Below are 16,730 nucleotides of genomic sequence, written 5' to 3' on the forward strand. Positions count from 1 at the left end.
CCAATGCAATTAAGGCGAGTCATTCGCGTAAAAAAGTGCAGATGTTTTTTCAGTAGTTCTATCGGGGTGAAATCTTAATAATTCCTGAAATTTTAATTAATTAACACTTAAAACTCCTCGTTCTGTTAACGAGTTGCTGATGTTAGGTGAAAAATAATATTTGAACCCAAATAAGCTATCGTAGTATTGTAGTACAATTATAGTTGTTTATGTTTTCATGCTTATATTTTACGGGGATACAAATGTCTTACGCTTTAGGGTTAGATTTTGGTTCAGATTCCGTTCGTGCACTGCTTGTTGATACACAAACAGGTGCTGAATTGGCGACTAATGTTGTTTACTACCCTCGCTGGAGTGAGGGACGCTATTGCGATCCAGTTAAAAGCCAATTCCGTCAACATCCACTAGATTATATTGAGTCATTGACCCAAGTGGTTAATGGTTTATGGGAACTTGCTCCTGCTGGTGCTGCAAACAAAGTATGCGGCATCAGTTTTGATACCACAGGTTCGACACCAATTGCCGTAGATGAGCAAGGTATCGCCTTGGCATTAAAACCTGAATTTGCTGAAAACCCAAATGCCATGTTTGTGCTTTGGAAAGATCACTGTGCTATTAAAGAAGCGCAAGAGATCACTGCCGCTGCTAATGCTAATACAGTTAACTACCTTAAATATGAAGGTGGTATCTATTCATCGGAATGGTTCTGGGCTAAAGCGCTATATGTGCTACGTCAAGATAGCCAAGTGCGTGATGCAGCCTATGCTTGGGTTGAACATTGCGATTGGATGACTGCCTTGTTAACCGATACTACGCACCCTGAAAAATTCATTGCCGGCCGCTGCGCAGCAGGTCATAAAGTCATGTGGCATGAAAGTTGGGGTGGTTATCCACCAAATGACTTCTTTGTGGGTATCGATCCACTACTTGATGGTTTACGAGATCGCCTACCGGCTGAAACGAAAACTGCCGATACAGTGTGCGGTAATTTAACTGCAGAATGGGCCGAAAAATTGGGCTTATCGACAGAGGTTATTGTAACTTTTGGTGCTTTTGATTGCCACGCGGGCGCCATCGGTGCCAACGTAAAACCAGGTGTGCTTACTAAAGTTATGGGTACATCAACTTGTGACATCACCATTGCATCTTATGAAGATATTGGCGATCGTTGCATTAAAGGTATTTGTGGTCAGGTTGATGGTTCGGTTATGCCTGGCATGATTGGTCTTGAAGCGGGTCAAAGTGCTTTTGGCGACCTTTATGCGTGGTTTAAAAATGTCCTGTGCTGGCCATTAAAACATGTTGCTACCGATGCTATTCTAGATGCTGATACAAAGGCTAAACTTGTAGAAGAGATTGAAGACCAGATCTTACGTCAATTAGGCGATGCTGCGAGTCAATTACCTATCAATGCTAACGATATCGTTGCTTTGGATTGGGTCAACGGTCGTAGAACTCCGGATGCAGATCAGTCAGTTGCTATGGCAATTAGCGGTCTTAATATGGGTAGCCAAGCACCACAAATCTTTAAAGGTCTAGTAGAAGCCACCGCATTTGGTGCTAAAGCCATTATTGACCGTTTTGTGGAAGAGGGTGTTGCGATTAATGAAGTGGTCACCATTGGTGGCATTTCAAAGAAATCAGATTTTGTAATGCAAACTTGTGCCGATGTATGGAACTGCCCAATCGATGTATTAGAGAGTGAGCAAAGTTGTGCTCTAGGGGCGGCTATCTACGCAGCAACTGCAGCTGGTGTTTATCCTGATGTTGACAGTGCACAAAAAGTGATGGCCTCTAAGGTAGTTAAAACCTATCAACCGAATGCGGTAAACGCTGAAAAATATCAAGAGTTGTATCGACGCTATAAGGCGCTCGGTCAGTTTGTCGATGCAGGAGTTGCTTAATGTATTATCGTGAATTAAAACGTGAAGTGTATGAAGCCAATATGGAGCTTGAAAAGCGTAATTTGGTTACTTACACCTTCGGTAACGTGTCTCAAGTAGATCGTCAACACGGCGTGATCGCTATTAAACCCAGCGGCGTACCTTATGAAGATCTCACAGTTGAAGATATCGTGATTGTCGACTTAGAAAACAAGGTTGTAGAGGGGCGATTAAATCCATCATCTGACACCAAAACCCATACCTATCTTTATAGACAATGGGATAGCATCGGTGGTGTGACTCATACTCACTCAACTTACGCGACAGCATGGGCACAAGCGCAATTACCTATCCCTTGTTATGGTACGACCCATGCTGATTATGTATATGGTGAGATCCCTTGTACCGCGGTCATGCGTGATGATCAAATCGCACGTGATTATGAAGAAGAAACAGGTGTACAAATTTTAGAATGTTTTGCTGATCGCTCTCCAAAAGAGTCACCTATGGTGATCGTCGCGGGTCACGCGCCTTTTACTTGGGGTGACAGTGCAGCAAAATCGGTTTATCACGCAGTGTTGTTAGAAGAGATCGCGAGGATGGCTTATTTAACCAAAACCTTAGCGCCAAGCGTTGGACCTTTAAAGCAAGGTCTTACCGACAAACACTATTTGCGTAAACACGGTAAGGATGCCTATTACGGGCAATCTAAATAACCGTAAACAAGTTATCACGGAGTAAAAGGTCATGAACGCTATGTCTAAAAAGCAAGTGTGGTTTATTACAGGTTCACAAGATCTGTACGGACCAAAAGTATTAGAGCAAGTGGCTAAAAACAGCCAAGAGATTGTTGCTGGTTTTAACCAATCAAGCACTATCACAACCGAAATCGTATACCAACCCACAGTTAAGTCTCCTAGAGAGATCCATGCGGTTTGTCAGGCTGCCAATAGCGATGCAAACTGTATCGGTGTGATCTTATGGATGCACACTTTCTCTCCAGCTAAGATGTGGATCGCAGGCCTAAATGAGCTAAGCAAGCCATTTATGCACCTTCACACTCAGTTCCATGCAGAGTTACCTTGGTCTGAAATCAACATGAACTACATGAATACTCACCAGAGTGCTCATGGCTGTCGTGAATTTGGTTTTATCGGCACTCGCATGCGCAAAGAGCGTAAAGTGGTTGTTGGTCACTGGAACACAACTGCAGTACAAACTGAAGTTGATGACTGGTGCCGTGCTGCCGCAGGTTGGCATGAAAGCCGTAACCTGAAAGTGGCACGTTTTGGCGATAACATGCGTCAAGTTGCGGTAACCGAAGGTGATAAAGTCGCTGCTCAAATCCAATTTGGTTATGAAGTAAATGCTCATAGCTTAGGTGAGTTGAACGATGCGATTAATGCAGTAGGCGATGCCGATATTAATGCCTTAATCGAAAACTATCGCCAAGATTACCAAATCAATGAATCGGTATTTAGCGATGATCACCAACTCGATATGCTTCGAAAAGAAGCTCGTATCGAAGTGGGTATGAAAAACTTCCTAGTTGCGGGCCAATACGGCGCGTTCACTAACTGTTTCGAAAACCTAACTGGCATGACAGGTCTCCCTGGACTGGCGACTCAACGTCTAATGTCACAAGGTTTTGGTTACGGCGGTGAAGGTGACTGGAAGACTGCGGCTATGGTTCGCATCATGAAAGTGATGGGTGAAGGCCGTAACGCGGGTACTTCATTTATGGAAGATTACACCTATAACTTCGGTGCGACCGATCAAGTTTTAGGTGCTCACATGCTAGAAGTTTGTCCTTCTATCGCTGCAGCTAAGCCACAACTTGAAGTACATCTACACACTATTGGTGTTCGTTGTGACGTACCGCGCCTATTGTTCACTGGTAAAGCTGGCCCAGCAATCAACGTATCGACTATCGATATGGGTAACCGTTTCCGTATCATTGTTAACGAATTAGATACAGTAACGCCACCAGAAGATACGCCAAACCTCCCTGTTGCATCTGCACTATGGGAGCCAAAGCCAAATCTGTCTGTTGCTGCTGCGGCTTGGATCCATGCAGGTGGTGCGCATCACTCGGCATACAGCCAAGCAGTAACCACTGATAACATCGTTGATTTTGCTGAAATCGCGGGTGCTGAATTGGTGATTATCGATGAAAATACCAATATTCGTGAGCTCAAGAATGAACTGAGACACAATTCAGTTTATTATGGACTAGCAAGAGGTCTGTAAGACTGATTGTTTGATAAAATAGCCGCCCCTTTGGGCGGCTATTTATTTTGTACCAGCAGAAGATAAAAAGAGGCGTTGGCGAATGTACCAAGAGTTTGATGCAATAATTTTTGACATGGATGGCACCTTAGTCGATAGCGGTCAGCTACATGAAGTTGCGTGGCGTGAGACGTTAACTAAATACAATATTCCTGTCGATGCCAGCTTAATGCGCTCGCTTGCAGGCGTGCCAACCATAGAAACCTTAGCCATATTAAAAGCACACTTTGGCGTGACGACCACTGATAGTGATCAACAGATCAATGATTACAAAGAGGCGCTGGTCCGCTCAATTATGGCTCAACATGTAAAGCCAACTAGTCTGATTGAATTTGCCAAGCAGAATCATGGTAAACGTCCAATGGCGGTTGGCACGGGAGCGTATACCAACGAAGCGATTGAAATTTTAACCCTGTGCGGCTTAATTGATTTGGTTGATTATGTGGTGGGTGCCGATCAGGTGTCGGCTCCAAAACCTGCGCCGGATACTTTTTTACGTTGTGCTGCCTTGATGGATATCGACCCTGCACGTTGCCTAGTTTTTGAAGATGCCAAATTAGGTATGCAAGCAGCTGAGGCGGCAGGCATGGAGTATGTTGATGTTCTGGCTGCTCATGGTATAGAAAATGATTATTTTCGTGAATAAGATCTCCGTAACAGGAGAATAATCTGTTTGTTAAACTGTCTACCTTGTTATTAAATCGTTGTAAAATAAGGGGGCAAACATTAATATGAAAGCTTCTATCAATATGATAGTCATTCGAGTTAAGAATAAAAGTTAAAGGATTAATATTTTATTCTTTGTTTCATCGTGTAAATAATTAAAAAAATAATAATTTTAGCTGACTTCATTAGTTGCTTTTTTTACATAGAGCGCTGGGATATTTAGTTAAAAAATGAGAGGGCGCAATGGCTAATCCGGCAAATAGTCGACCACAAAATATTCACACTTGGGTTGCTAGTGAGTTAGGCTCTCGCATCGTGAGTGGTTATTACACTCCAGGTGAATATATTCCAAATGAAATCACCATCTGCGAAGAGCTTGAAGTATCACGTACCTCATTGCGTGAAGCCTTTAAAGTATTAACAGCAAAAGGGCTAATCGAGTCTCGTCCTAAACTGGGTACACGTATTCGCGAGCGTCGTTACTGGAACATGTTTGATCCGGTGATCTTAGGCTGGTTTTCAGAATCAAAACCATCACCAGAGTTCTACACCTCACTCTATGAAATACGTGCGGTATTTGAACCTGCAGCCGCAGAGTTAGCCGCGAGAAAAAGTACCCCTGAGCAATTAGCCGCTATTAAAGATTGCTATTACAAGATGGAAAATGCTCAATTAGGAACCGATGAGATTTACACTACCGATATCGATTTCCATATGGCGATCCTCGATGGTACCAATAATGAGTTTATGGTGTCGTTAGGGGAGTCCATTCAATCAGCTTTGGCACAAGTTTTCAGAGTCAGTAGTAATTTTGCCGATGACTTTACTCAGTCGCTACCAGGCCATAAGGCCATTTATACAGCAATAGAGGCTGGCGATAGCCTTGGTGCTAAAAATGCCATGATATCGTTACTATCGACTTCTCAAGAGACTGTTAATAAGAATTTTGAGGTTTAAACCTAAGTCGGCTGCACATTCAGAATATGATGCGACATGAATTAAAAAGCCCAAGCAACGCTTGGGCTTTTTAGTATTAGCTGGATACTATTTAACCTGAGCTCTGGATAAGCAGAGCCGCTGAATAGGCATCTTTGCGTGCCTCTCTGCGTTGCTTTGCCTAACCATAGCTCGCTATGGTGTACGACAAAGCGCCTTGATATGCCCAAAAATCTGCACATTCAGTCAGAAAATAGACTTTCCTTTTCGAACTAATCCTTTATAGCATTGAATTAGCTTGTTAAATTTAGATTTTCCGACACTCGTTATCCCGAGTTCAGGTTATTTACTGAGGAGTGGAAACCCCATCTTTGGTCATTACGATTGGCTTGATTGTGCCATCTTCATTGTAATACATAGGCTCGATAGCGACTGAGCGTCTAAATTCGCCACCGTTATTTTCATCGGCGCCTGTATGATAAATGAAGTATGACTTACCTTTAAATTCGATAATAGATTGATGGTTAGTCGGTGAGTTGTGAGCCAATTCATTTAACACGCCTTGGAATTTCCAAGGACCTTCAATACTATCACTGGTGGCGTAAGCAATTTTTTCTGGGAATCCGTAAGCATATGAAAGGTAATAAGTCTTATCTTTTTTATGCACCCATAGCGCTTCAGTAAAATCTGGAAGATCGATGGAGTGGATTGGGCCATCCATCTCAATCATGTTGTCTTTGAGCTTTACGTACTTAGGTTTACTGTTACCCCAGAAAAGGTAAGCTTGACCGTCATCATCGATAAAGGCCGCAGGATCGATATCATCCCAATCAATCTCAGTATCTGTGGTCATATCATTGGTGATAAGTGCACTGCCACGGGCATCCTTGAAGGGGCCTAATGGCGAGTCAGCAACGGCCACACCCACTGCGAATCCGTTGATGGTGGCGTGACGAACCGTGACATACCAATAAAACTTATTATCTTTTTCGATAACGTGGGCAGCCCAAGCATCACCACTAGCCCATTTAAAATCTTTAACAGAAAGTTTGGCACCATGTCTTTCCCAATTGACCAAATCTTTAGAGCTGAATACAAGCCAGTCGTTCATTACGAAAAATTTACTATCAGGAGTGGCTTCATCATGACCCGTATAGAGGTAAACCGTGTCATCGTGCACCATTGCCGCAGGGTCTGCAGTATAAACGTCTGTAAATAACGGATTGGCAGCAAAAGCGCCGGCGCTGAAGCTGAGGCAGAGCCCCAAAATACATTTTTTCATAAATCCTCTATTGTAATCTTGCTTTATAGTATTATAGTAATACCAATACTTTTACAGTTGCGCAATAATAGCAAAACAAAAGGCGACAGTGTTCTTGTTTAGCAAGATTTACATTGCCATGCGTGATTAAAAGCCTAGGCGTTGTTGGACTCAACATTGCTGATTTTGGGGTAGGTGGATAGATGGAAAATAATAAAAATAAAAAACCATTACGATCTGCTAGTTGGTTTGGCAGTAACGATAAAAATGGTTTTATGTATCGAAGTTGGATGAAAAACCAAGGTATACCCGATCATCACTTTCAAGGAAAGCCGGTAATTGGGATCTGCAATACTTGGTCAGAACTTACTCCCTGTAACGGTCATTTTCGCGAGTTAGCTCAGCGGGTAAAAAATGGAATCCGTGAAGCTGGCGGTATTCCCGTCGAATTTCCTGTTTTTTCTAATGGCGAGTCTAACCTCCGTCCAAGCGCCATGTTGACCCGTAATCTTGCCTCTATGGATGTCGAAGAAGCCATCCGTGGTAACCCTATTGATGGTGTTGTATTGCTTGTGGGTTGTGACAAAACGACTCCAGCTTTGTTGATGGGGGCTGCGAGTTGCGATTTGCCTACCATTTTGGTCACGGGCGGACCAATGCTTAATGGTAAACATAAGGGTAAAGATGTGGGTTCAGGCACTTTGGTTTGGCAGATGCATGAACAATATCAAGCGGGCGAGATCACTTTAGATCAGTTTATGAATGCCGAAGGGGATATGTCTCGCTCAACTGGCACTTGTAATACCATGGGGACCGCTTCGACTCTCGCTTGTTTGGCTGAAACCCTTGGTACCAGCTTACCTCATAATGCAGCCATTCCTGCAGTAGATTCACGTCGTAATGTATTAGCCCATATGTCAGGCATGCGAATTGTCGACATGGTGCATGAAGACTTAGTGCTTTCAAAAATTCTCACCAAAGATGCCTTTATCAATGCTATAAAAGCCAATGCGGCTATTGGTGGCTCGACTAATGCTGTGATTCATTTAAAGGCCATCGCGGGTCGTATCGGCGTCGAACTATCTTTAGATGATTGGACTGAAGGCTATCAAGTTCCGACGCTAGTTAATTTAGCGCCATCGGGTGAATACTTGATGGAAGATTTTTATTATGCAGGAGGTTTACCTGCGGTATTAAAAATCTTAGGTGATAACAATAGCATTAATAAAGAAACACTTACTGCTAACGGTAAAACATTATGGCAAAACGTTTCTAACGCACCGTGTTATAACGACGACGTCATTAAACCTTTCGATGAACCCTTGATTGAACAAGGTGGTATTCGTGTGTTACGCGGTAATCTTGCCCCCAGAGGTGCGGTGATTAAAACCTCAGCAGCCACCCCTGAACTTATGCAGCACAGAGGCCGAGCTGTTGTATTCAAAAGTTTTGATGACTATAAGGCAAGGATTAATGATGACAGCCTAGATATCGACGAAACCTGTGTCATGGTGCTACAGAATTGTGGACCCAAAGGTTATCCGGGAATGGCTGAAGTGGGCAACATGGGCTTACCACCTAAACTGCTCAAGAAAGGGGTTAAAGACATGGTGCGTATTTCTGATGCGCGCATGAGTGGTACTGCCTTTGGCACTGTAATTTTACATGTAGCCCCAGAAGCAAAAGCGTTAGGACCGCTGGCTGCGGTGCAAGATGGTGACATGATAAGCCTAGACAGCTTTGCTGGCACCCTTGAACTTGAGATTAGTGAACAAGAGTTAAGTCAAAGATTAGACAAAATTGCTCAAGCAACGCCACAAATAATCGAAACTGGTTATTTGTCCTTGTTTAAGCAACATGTACTGCAAGCGGATGAAGGATGTGACTTTGATTTTCTGTTGGGATGTCGTGGTGCGGCAGTTCCTGCACATTCTCATTAAACATGGTTACTTTTTCTTTTATAATGCAACCCAATAAAGAACAAGACTAAAGGTTACGTTATGAAGTCGAGCAATCAATATCCAAGTTTATTGGATAAAACCATCTTGATTACAGGTGGTGGAACGAGTATAGGTGCTTGTTTAGTCGAGGCTTTTTTGCAGCAAGGTGCCAAAGTAGCCTTTATCGACATCTTAGATGAAGCGTCGAATGCCTTAGTTGAGCAATTAAACCAGCGTTACCAGAGCACAACAGTTAAATATTATCGCTGTGATTTAGTCGATATTCCGGCATTACAGCAAGTGATTACTGAGGTTGAGCAGGACTTAGGCTCGATCAGTGTATTGATAAACAATGCAGCGTGTGATCAACGACATAAGTTAGAAGAGGTGACTCCTGAATATTGGGATCACTGCATTGATACAAACTTGAAGCATTATTTTTTCGCTGCGCAAGCGGTGAGATTACAGATGTGTAAGCTTGGTGGCGGCTCGATTATTAATTTGGGCTCTATGAGTTGGCACAAAAATCAAGGTGGCATGGCGGGTTATACCGCTTCAAAAGCTGGGGTGATGGGGCTAACTCGTGGTTTGGCCGCAGATTTAGGTAAGGATCATATTCGTATCAATACCTTAACTCCTGGCTGGGTGATGACACAGCGACAGCTGACGCATTGGGTGGATAAGGATACGGCGAAATACATTGAAGCAAATCAATGTATTAAAGATTATGTGATGCCAGAAGATATTGCGGCCATGGCCCTTTTTCTTGCATCAGATGATAGCAAACTGTGTACATCACAGAATTTTATTGTTGATGGTGGCTGGATCTAAACCCTATGTCACTGTTAACAAACAATCGTTTTAGTTTGAGTGGTTCGTCCATCTCATGCTGTTGCGAATTATTTGTCAAAAGGTGTGTAGTAAACGATGCAAGCTGCAATTTCAAAGTACAACAAGCAAGATCCCGCGTTCCCTGGTGAATTTGAGGTTATTACCCTAACTAACAACCAAGGACTTAAAGTTACCTTATCTAGCTTCGGTGCCAGTATTTGGTCGGTAGAATATACTGATGAGCAGGGCACAACAGTACCGTTAACCCTTGGTTATCAAAACACTTCTGATTGGGCTCGGAATCCTTATTACTTTGGCGTTACCGTTGGACGGGTGGCTAATCGTATTGGCAATTCAGCCTTTGCAATTGGCGACACGCAATACTCATTAGTGAGCAATGAAGGTAATAACCAGCTACACGGTGGTCCAGGAGGATTTAGTCATTGCATTTGGCGCTGCGAAACTCAAACTAATGATGACGGTGTCAGTGCATTTTTCTTAATAGAAAGTGCGGACGGCGATCAAGGTTTTCCTGGAAATTTACAAGCTAAAGTGGAATATCGCCTTAACAATAATAATGAGCTGATCATTAACTACCACGCGATTTCAGACCAAACTACACCTATCTGCTTAACTAATCATACCTATTGGAATCTCAGCTCCGATGAACTCAGTGGCATTCTTTATCATAAGTTACAAATCGATTCAGATAAGATCTTAGCCCTAGACGAGCAACAAATTCCTAATGGTGAATTTGTCCCTGTTACTGGTACTGCATACGATTTTCGTGAAGCCAAGTTAGTTGGTGCTGATATTTCAGAACTCGATAATGGCTACGATCATTACTACGTGATTAACAACCCTCAAGATGAGCAACTTAATTTCATCGCTAAATTAACCGATGAAGCGTCTGGGCGTGAGATGGAAATTTTATCTACCGAAGTTGGTGTTCAATTTTATAGCGGTAACTTCTTGGATAGTACTCATCGTCGTGAAAGTGGTGAGTTGATCAATAAGCATCAAGGTTTATGCCTAGAAACTCATGGTTATCCTAATGCGGTAAATGTTGAACATTTTCCTACAATGATTGTTGAAAAGAATACACCTTACACACAAACCACAGTACATAGATTCAAAAACCTATAACAGATTCATTATTAATTAAAACAATAGGCTTTTGTTATAAAGCCGGGAACTCAGTGTCCCTAAAAAGACAGGAAGGAAATTAAGATGAAAATTAAACAAGTTATTCCAGCACTAGCGATTTGGGCGCTAGGCACTGGTGTTGCCTGTGCAACGACGGTTGGTTTTTCACAAGTAGGTTCAGAAAGCGGATGGCGTACCAGCTTCAGTGAAGCGGTGAAAGCTGAAGCAAAAGTAAGAGGCATAGATCTTAAATTCTCTGATGCCCAGCAAAAGCAAGAGAATCAAATTAAAGCGGTACGTAGTTTTATCGCGCAAGGTGTTGACGCCATTATTATTGCCCCTGTTGTTGAAACTGGTTGGGCACCCGTACTACGAGAGGCTAAGCGTTCACGTATTCCCGTTGTGATTGTCGACCGTAATGTGAAAGTTGCTGATAACTTATATCTCACTCGTATCGCTTCTGATTTTAAAGAAGAGGGCGTGAAGATTGCTCAGTGGTTGATGGATGAAACTAAGGGCGAATGCCGTATCGCTGAAATCCAAGGCACAGTAGGTGCAACAGCTTCAATCGATCGCGCTGCTGGCTTTAACGAAGTGATTGCCAAATATCCTAATGCCAACATTGTTCGTAGCCAAACTGGTGAGTTTACTCGTGCTAAGGGTAAAGAGGTGATGGAAAGTTTCCTTAAAGCACAATCTGCTGCCGAGCCATTCTGCGCAATTTGGGCACACAATGATGAGATGGCTCTAGGAGCTATCCAAGCGGTTAAAGAAGCGGGCTTAAAACCGGGTAAAGATATCTTAGTTGTGTCAGTTGACGGTGTTCCAGATTACTTCAAAGCCATGGCTGAAGGTGATGTGAACGCGACCGTTGAACTAAGTCCATATTTAGGTGCTCCAGCGTTTGACGTGATCGAAAAATATCTTGGTGGGGACAAAAATATTCCAAAGCTAATCAGCACCACTGGTGATGTTTACACCCAAGAAACTGCCGCTGAAGAATATAAAAAGCGCGTTAACAAATAAGACGCCGCAAATCAGCTTTATACTTTTGGGGGAAAGGCTAAATGGACGTAGTTTTAGCGTTAAAGGATGTTTGTAAACAATATCCTGGTGTAAAAGCGTTACAAAATGTCAGTTTAAATCTCTATCCAGGCGAAGTGCATGCTTTGCTTGGAGAAAACGGTGCGGGTAAATCTACGCTCGTTAAAATCATGACGGGTGCCGAATCTAAAAATAGCGGCAGCATCTATTATGATGGACAAGAACGTGAATTTAATACGCCTATCGAAGCACAGCGCGTGGGTATCGTCAGTGTTTATCAGGAGGTTAACCTTCTGCCAAACCTGACGGTAGCGCAGAACCTGTTTCTTGGTCACGAACCCAAAAAGTTTGGTTTAATTGACCATCGGCAGATGGTTAAGCAATCCCGTGAAGTGTTAAAGCAATTTAAGTTAGATATTGATGTAACAGAGCCTCTATCTAAGTACTCTGTCGCAATACAGCAATTAATCGCAATTGCTCGTGGCGTTGCCATGTCAGCCAAAGTGTTAGTGCTGGATGAGCCAACGGCAAGTTTGGATGCTGATGAAGTTAAAGTTCTGTTTTCTATCCTAAATCAGTTAAAGCAGCAGGGTGTTGCTATTGTCTTTATTACCCATTTCTTAGATCAAGTTTATGCGGTTAGCGATCGTATTACGGTACTGAGAAATGGTGAGTTTATCTGTGAACACCTCACTAAAGAGCTACCACAATCCAAATTGGTTGAAGCCATGTTGGGCCGTGCACTTGAAGATCATCTTCACCTCGATAGCGCGCCAAAATCAGCTCAAGAGCAAGATTCAGCACAAGCGGTATTACTCAGCCTCGAAGGGGTTTCAGTCAAAGATTCAATTCAATCTTTAAGCCTGACGTTATCTGAAGGTAAAGCGGTGGGATTAGCAGGTTTGCTAGGTTCGGGTCGTAGTGAAGTGTGTAATGCGGTATTCGGTCTAGATCAACTTAACAGCGGTAATATCACCCTGAAAGGCCGCCAACTCAAACTGAGTAATCCTGCTGATGCAATCCATGAAGGGATCGCCTTGTGTCCTGAAGACCGTAAAGTTGACGGTATTATTGGCCCACTGTCTATCCGTGAAAACATCATTCTGGCACTACAAGCCAGGTTAGGTTGGTGGCGTGGATTGTCACGCGCTAAGCAAGATGAAATGGCGCAGTTTTTTATCGATAAACTGCAAATCGCGACACCTGATGCGGATAAACCTATTGAGCAACTCAGTGGCGGCAATCAGCAGAAGGTTATTTTGGCACGTTGGCTCGCCATCGAGCCTATCTTGTTAATACTTGATGAACCGACTCGTGGTATCGATATTGGTGCCCATGCTGAGATCATTAAATTGATCAGAAGCCTCTGTGATGATGGTATGTCGCTGTTAGTGGCATCATCTGAGTTAGATGAACTGGTGGCTTTCTCCAACAAAGTCGTGGTAATGCGTGACCGCAGTGCAGTCAAAGAACTCACTGGTGAACAGCTGACCTCTCAGCATGTTATGCAAGCGATTGCGGAGGGAGCATGAGTAATTCAGCACAATTAATTGAGCCATCGCCTGTAGTGGCTGCGAAAAGTGATGATATGACAGATAAGAAACAAGCTCGCTATCAAGCGGGAGCCGAAAAAGCCTGGTTAAGATACCTATGGCCTGTGGCTGCATTGGTGTTATTGCTATTGGTGAATCTATTTATCGACAGCAGTTTTTTCCATTTAACTTATCAAGATGACCGTTTATATGGTTCTCTTATTGATATTTTAAATCGTTCGGCACCGGTTGCGTTACTTGCTATAGGTATGACCTTAGTGATAGCAACGGGTGGTATCGACCTCTCTGTTGGCGCGGTAATGGCGATTGCCGGTGCCGTTTGCGCCAATTTGCTGTTATCTCCGGATATGAGCGTATTTACTGTTGTGCTTATTGGTATTGCCGTCGGTGTATTCTTTGGCTGTATTAACGGTGGTTTAGTGGCTTACTTAGGTATTCAGCCGATTGTTGCAACCTTACTACTGATGGTTGCGGGTCGTGGTATCGCACAGCTTATTAACCAAGGTCAGATTGTTACTTTCCAAAGTCCAGGCTTCGCTGCAATAGGAACAGGACAGTGGTTAGGTCTACCAATGCCAATTTGGATCGTTATCGGTATGTTGATTGCGACTCAGTTACTGCTACGAAAAACGGCTCTAGGCTTGTTTATCGAAGCGGTAGGCTGTAATGCTAAAGCGAGTCGTTACATGGGGATTAACGATAAATCGATTAAACTTTTCGTTTACGCCATTGCGGGTTTGTGTGCTGCATTTGCCGGTATGATCAGTGCGGCCGATATCCAAGGCTCAGATGCAAACAATGCCGGGCTATGGTTAGAACTCGATGCGATCCTTGCTGTGGTTATAGGCGGCGCAGCCTTAACTGGCGGACGTTTTTCACTCATCCTATCTATTGTTGGCGCGCTGATCATTCAAACTTTAGCGACGACAATTATTGTCAGTGGTCTACCAGCTAAATTTAACCTGCTTATCAAAGCTTTGGTCATCTTACTGGTGTTGTTACTACAGTCTAAAGCGTTTAGAAATCAGCTTAAAAGTCTGTTCAGTTTTGGCAAAAAAGGGGCTGCATAATGCTTTCTCGTCGTTTTTTACCTTTATGGATCACTGCGTCTCTTGTGCTGTTGATGTTCATCTTTGGCGCAAGTCAGTTTGATGGTTTCGCCAGTGTTCGTGTTGTTACCAATCTCTTTAGGGACAACGCGTTTTTGCTGATCACCGCACTAGGTATGACTTTAGTGATTATCTCTGGTGGTATTGACCTTTCGGTTGGTGCTGTGATTGCACTCAGTGGTGTGATCACCGGGTTACTTGTTACCGATCATGGTTGGCATCCTCTTGCGGCCTTTGCATTGGTAATGCCATTAGGTACCTTGTTTGGCGCTGCTATGGGCAGCATCATCCATTATTATAAGTTACAACCTTTTATTGTAACTTTAGCGGGCATGTTCTTAGCGCGAGGCTTGGCTACAACCCTGAGTGAAGAATCCATCGCCATTGAGCATCCTTTCTATGATGCCATTGCTGATTTTGGTTTCGCTTTGCCTGGTCATGGCTGGCTAGATGTGAGCTCAATGATCTTCATGTTGGCATTTGCGGTACTACTCATCGTGATGCACTTTACTCGTTTTGGTACCAATGTTTATGCCTTAGGGGGTAATGAACAATCTGCCAAATTAATGGGTGTGAATGTTGCGCGTACTACCATCTCTATTTATGCGACCAGCAGCGCACTCGCGACTTTAGCGGGTATCGTGTTTTCATTTTATACCTTCTCCGGTTATGCCTTAGGCACAATAGGCACCGAACTCGATGCGATTGCCGCAGTGGTAATTGGCGGTACGCTGTTAACCGGTGGTAGTGGTTATATTGTAGGAACCGTACTTGGGGTGATTCTCATGGGAGTGATTCAAACCTATATCACCTTCGAAGGGACCTTAAGTAGTTGGTGGACTAAGATTGTTATCGGTCTTCTGTTGTTCTTCTTTATCGTCCTGCAGAAGTTACTGAATGTACGTAAGGGTGCCAATGCATAAATCTATCTATATTACGCTGGTTGTTGCAGCACTAACAGGTTCTGTTGCAACAGTTGATGCGAATACGTTAGCAGCCGATAGTAAGGTTGAGGCTCAACCAGCGCATAATTTTGTTGAGCGCCGAGCCGATCCTTGGGTGATTAAAGCGCCTGATGGCGGGTATTTTTTTACCGCTTCTGTGCCTGAATTTGATCTTATTGAGATTCGTTACTCAAAAACGATTGCAGGATTAGCGACGGCTAAGACCAGAGCAGTATGGCATAAGCATGATATCGGGCCGATGAGTATCGATATCTGGGCACCTGAGATGCATTACATCGATGGCAAATGGTATCTCTATTACGCTGCCAGTGATATCAATACCCGTTTCCATAACCGCATGTACGTGTTGGGTCTGGAAGGTGACGATCCGATGACGGGTGAGTGGAAAGAGCTAGGCAGGATGCAGACCGAGCGTTCGGCATTCTCTTTAGATGAAACCACTTTCAATGTCGGTGAGCAGCATTATGCGATCTGGGCTCAGCAGGATAGGGCAAAAACCTATAATACTGGCTTAGTGATCGCAAAAATGACCTCACCTACGGCAACAGCCTTACCGGAAACCATCATTAGCGAGCCATTGCTGGAATGGGAACGCTTAGGCTTTAAGGTGAACGAAGGGGCTGCAGTGATCAAACATGCAGGCAAAATCTTCGTGAGCTACTCAGCCAGTGCCACTGACGATCGTTACAGCATGGGGTTGATCTGGGCCGATGAAGATGCGGATCTGCTCGATGCGAGCAGCTGGCACAAGTTGCCAGATCCTGTGTTTACCACTCAGCCACAACTAAAGCGTTATGGCCCAGGTCATAATAGTTTTGTTTTAGCTGAAGATGGTAAAACTTGGTTAATGTTCTATCACGCCAGAGATTATCTCGAGCTGCAAGGCACGCCGTTAACCGACGGTAATCGTCATACTCGGGTACGTGCGATCACTTGGGATGAAAAGGGGTTTCCAGAGTTCCATAATGATCTCTCGGATCAACAGACCTTAGAGATGGTGGGTTATAGCCTTAAATAATCAGTTTAAGCATCTTGTTTCGATAAAGCGTCTACCTAAGTAGACGTTTTTTTAAGGCAGCTAATTGCTTATAAATCAGTTAATTAGCA

At 43.6% G+C, this 16,730-nt stretch carries 14 protein-coding genes; 13 read left to right on the plus strand and 1 reads right to left on the minus strand.

Going from position 1 to position 16,730, the window contains the following annotated elements; genetic code table 11:
• The first annotated feature begins 242 nt into the window (after positions 1 to 242).
• The 5 genes from L1D21_RS06555 (at position 243) to L1D21_RS06575 (ending at position 5,795) form a co-directional block, all read left to right on the plus strand.
• Complete coding sequence (locus tag L1D21_RS06555) at positions 243 to 1,904, plus strand: ribulokinase (protein WP_239844443.1); 1,662 nt, start codon at positions 243 to 245, stop codon at positions 1,902 to 1,904.
• The gene (locus L1D21_RS06560; RefSeq protein WP_239844444.1) at positions 1,904 to 2,599 is read left to right on the plus strand and encodes an L-ribulose-5-phosphate 4-epimerase; all 696 of its coding nucleotides are present in this window, start codon (positions 1,904 to 1,906) and stop codon (positions 2,597 to 2,599) included. The genes L1D21_RS06555 and L1D21_RS06560 overlap by 1 nt, the downstream gene beginning before the upstream one ends.
• Positions 2,600 to 2,630: 31 nt before the next feature.
• Positions 2,631 to 4,133 carry an L-arabinose isomerase gene (gene araA / locus L1D21_RS06565; RefSeq protein ID WP_239844445.1) on the plus strand — a complete coding sequence of 501 codons (1,503 nt, stop codon included), beginning with the start codon at positions 2,631 to 2,633 and terminating at the stop codon, positions 4,131 to 4,133.
• Positions 4,134 to 4,215: 82 nt separating this feature from the next.
• Positions 4,216 to 4,818 carry a beta-phosphoglucomutase family hydrolase gene (locus L1D21_RS06570; RefSeq protein ID WP_239844446.1) on the plus strand — a complete coding sequence of 201 codons (603 nt, stop codon included), beginning with the start codon at positions 4,216 to 4,218 and terminating at the stop codon, positions 4,816 to 4,818.
• A gap of 263 nt (positions 4,819 to 5,081) precedes the next feature.
• On the plus strand, positions 5,082 to 5,795 hold the full coding sequence (locus L1D21_RS06575; protein WP_239844447.1) for a FadR/GntR family transcriptional regulator: 714 nt from the start codon (positions 5,082 to 5,084) through the stop codon (positions 5,793 to 5,795).
• 325 nt (positions 5,796 to 6,120) lie between these two features.
• On the opposite strand, the gene L1D21_RS06580 is transcribed toward L1D21_RS06575, so the two are convergent.
• Positions 6,121 to 7,056, minus strand: a complete 936-nt coding sequence (locus L1D21_RS06580; protein WP_239844448.1) for a glycoside hydrolase family 43 protein — start codon at positions 7,054 to 7,056, stop codon at positions 6,121 to 6,123.
• A 182-nt stretch (positions 7,057 to 7,238) separates the two neighbouring features.
• Between L1D21_RS06580 and L1D21_RS06585 the strand changes: the two genes are divergently transcribed.
• From L1D21_RS06585 to L1D21_RS06620, 8 genes are all read left to right on the plus strand, one after another.
• Entirely contained in the window at positions 7,239 to 8,975 is a 1,737-nt protein-coding gene (locus L1D21_RS06585) for an IlvD/Edd family dehydratase (protein WP_239844449.1), read from the plus strand.
• Positions 8,976 to 9,035: 60 nt separating this feature from the next.
• The gene (locus tag L1D21_RS06590) at positions 9,036 to 9,806 is read left to right on the plus strand and encodes an SDR family oxidoreductase (RefSeq protein ID WP_239844450.1); all 771 of its coding nucleotides are present in this window, start codon (positions 9,036 to 9,038) and stop codon (positions 9,804 to 9,806) included.
• A gap of 96 nt (positions 9,807 to 9,902) precedes the next feature.
• Positions 9,903 to 10,952, plus strand: a complete 1,050-nt coding sequence (locus L1D21_RS06595; RefSeq protein WP_239844451.1) for an aldose epimerase family protein — start codon at positions 9,903 to 9,905, stop codon at positions 10,950 to 10,952.
• Between the two features lie 84 nt (positions 10,953 to 11,036).
• On the plus strand, positions 11,037 to 11,978 hold the full coding sequence (locus tag L1D21_RS06600) for an ABC transporter substrate-binding protein (protein ID WP_239844452.1): 942 nt from the start codon (positions 11,037 to 11,039) through the stop codon (positions 11,976 to 11,978).
• A gap of 41 nt (positions 11,979 to 12,019) precedes the next feature.
• Positions 12,020 to 13,528: a sugar ABC transporter ATP-binding protein gene (locus tag L1D21_RS06605; RefSeq protein WP_239844453.1), complete on the plus strand. Its 1,509-nt coding sequence runs from the start codon at positions 12,020 to 12,022 to the stop codon at positions 13,526 to 13,528.
• Positions 13,525 to 14,619, plus strand: coding sequence for an ABC transporter permease (locus L1D21_RS06610; protein ID WP_239844454.1), 1,095 nt, complete (start codon positions 13,525 to 13,527; stop codon positions 14,617 to 14,619). Before L1D21_RS06605 ends, L1D21_RS06610 begins: the two co-directional genes overlap by 4 nt.
• A complete protein-coding gene (gene yjfF, locus L1D21_RS06615; protein WP_239844455.1) occupies positions 14,619 to 15,581 on the plus strand; it encodes a galactofuranose ABC transporter, permease protein YjfF in 963 nt (320 codons plus the stop codon). The genes L1D21_RS06610 and yjfF overlap by 1 nt, the downstream gene beginning before the upstream one ends.
• Entirely contained in the window at positions 15,574 to 16,641 is a 1,068-nt protein-coding gene (locus L1D21_RS06620; RefSeq protein ID WP_239844456.1) for a family 43 glycosylhydrolase, read from the plus strand. The genes yjfF and L1D21_RS06620 overlap by 8 nt, the downstream gene beginning before the upstream one ends.
• Positions 16,642 to 16,730: the final 89 nt, after the last annotated feature.

Origin of the sequence: Shewanella sp. Isolate11, from assembly GCF_022398315.1 — a bacterium.
GTDB lineage: Bacteria > Pseudomonadota > Gammaproteobacteria > Enterobacterales > Shewanellaceae > Shewanella.

What these genes read in the sequence shown, in the direction of transcription:
- L1D21_RS06555 (WP_239844443.1), top strand. Translation starts at nt 243, where the DNA reads ATGTCTTACGCTTTAGGGTTAGATTTTGGTTCAGATTCCGTTCGTGCA.
- L1D21_RS06560 (WP_239844444.1), top strand. Translation starts at nt 1,904, where the DNA reads ATGTATTATCGTGAATTAAAACGTGAAGTGTATGAAGCCAATATGGAG.
- araA (WP_239844445.1), top strand. Translation starts at nt 2,631, where the DNA reads ATGAACGCTATGTCTAAAAAGCAAGTGTGGTTTATTACAGGTTCACAA.
- L1D21_RS06570 (WP_239844446.1), top strand. Translation starts at nt 4,216, where the DNA reads ATGTACCAAGAGTTTGATGCAATAATTTTTGACATGGATGGCACCTTA.
- L1D21_RS06575 (WP_239844447.1), top strand. Translation starts at nt 5,082, where the DNA reads ATGGCTAATCCGGCAAATAGTCGACCACAAAATATTCACACTTGGGTT.
- L1D21_RS06580 (WP_239844448.1), bottom strand. Translation starts at nt 7,056, where the DNA reads ATGAAAAAATGTATTTTGGGGCTCTGCCTCAGCTTCAGCGCCGGCGCT.
- L1D21_RS06585 (WP_239844449.1), top strand. Translation starts at nt 7,239, where the DNA reads ATGGAAAATAATAAAAATAAAAAACCATTACGATCTGCTAGTTGGTTT.
- L1D21_RS06590 (WP_239844450.1), top strand. Translation starts at nt 9,036, where the DNA reads ATGAAGTCGAGCAATCAATATCCAAGTTTATTGGATAAAACCATCTTG.
- L1D21_RS06595 (WP_239844451.1), top strand. Translation starts at nt 9,903, where the DNA reads ATGCAAGCTGCAATTTCAAAGTACAACAAGCAAGATCCCGCGTTCCCT.
- L1D21_RS06600 (WP_239844452.1), top strand. Translation starts at nt 11,037, where the DNA reads ATGAAAATTAAACAAGTTATTCCAGCACTAGCGATTTGGGCGCTAGGC.
- L1D21_RS06605 (WP_239844453.1), top strand. Translation starts at nt 12,020, where the DNA reads ATGGACGTAGTTTTAGCGTTAAAGGATGTTTGTAAACAATATCCTGGT.
- L1D21_RS06610 (WP_239844454.1), top strand. Translation starts at nt 13,525, where the DNA reads ATGAGTAATTCAGCACAATTAATTGAGCCATCGCCTGTAGTGGCTGCG.
- yjfF (WP_239844455.1), top strand. Translation starts at nt 14,619, where the DNA reads ATGCTTTCTCGTCGTTTTTTACCTTTATGGATCACTGCGTCTCTTGTG.
- L1D21_RS06620 (WP_239844456.1), top strand. Translation starts at nt 15,574, where the DNA reads ATGCATAAATCTATCTATATTACGCTGGTTGTTGCAGCACTAACAGGT.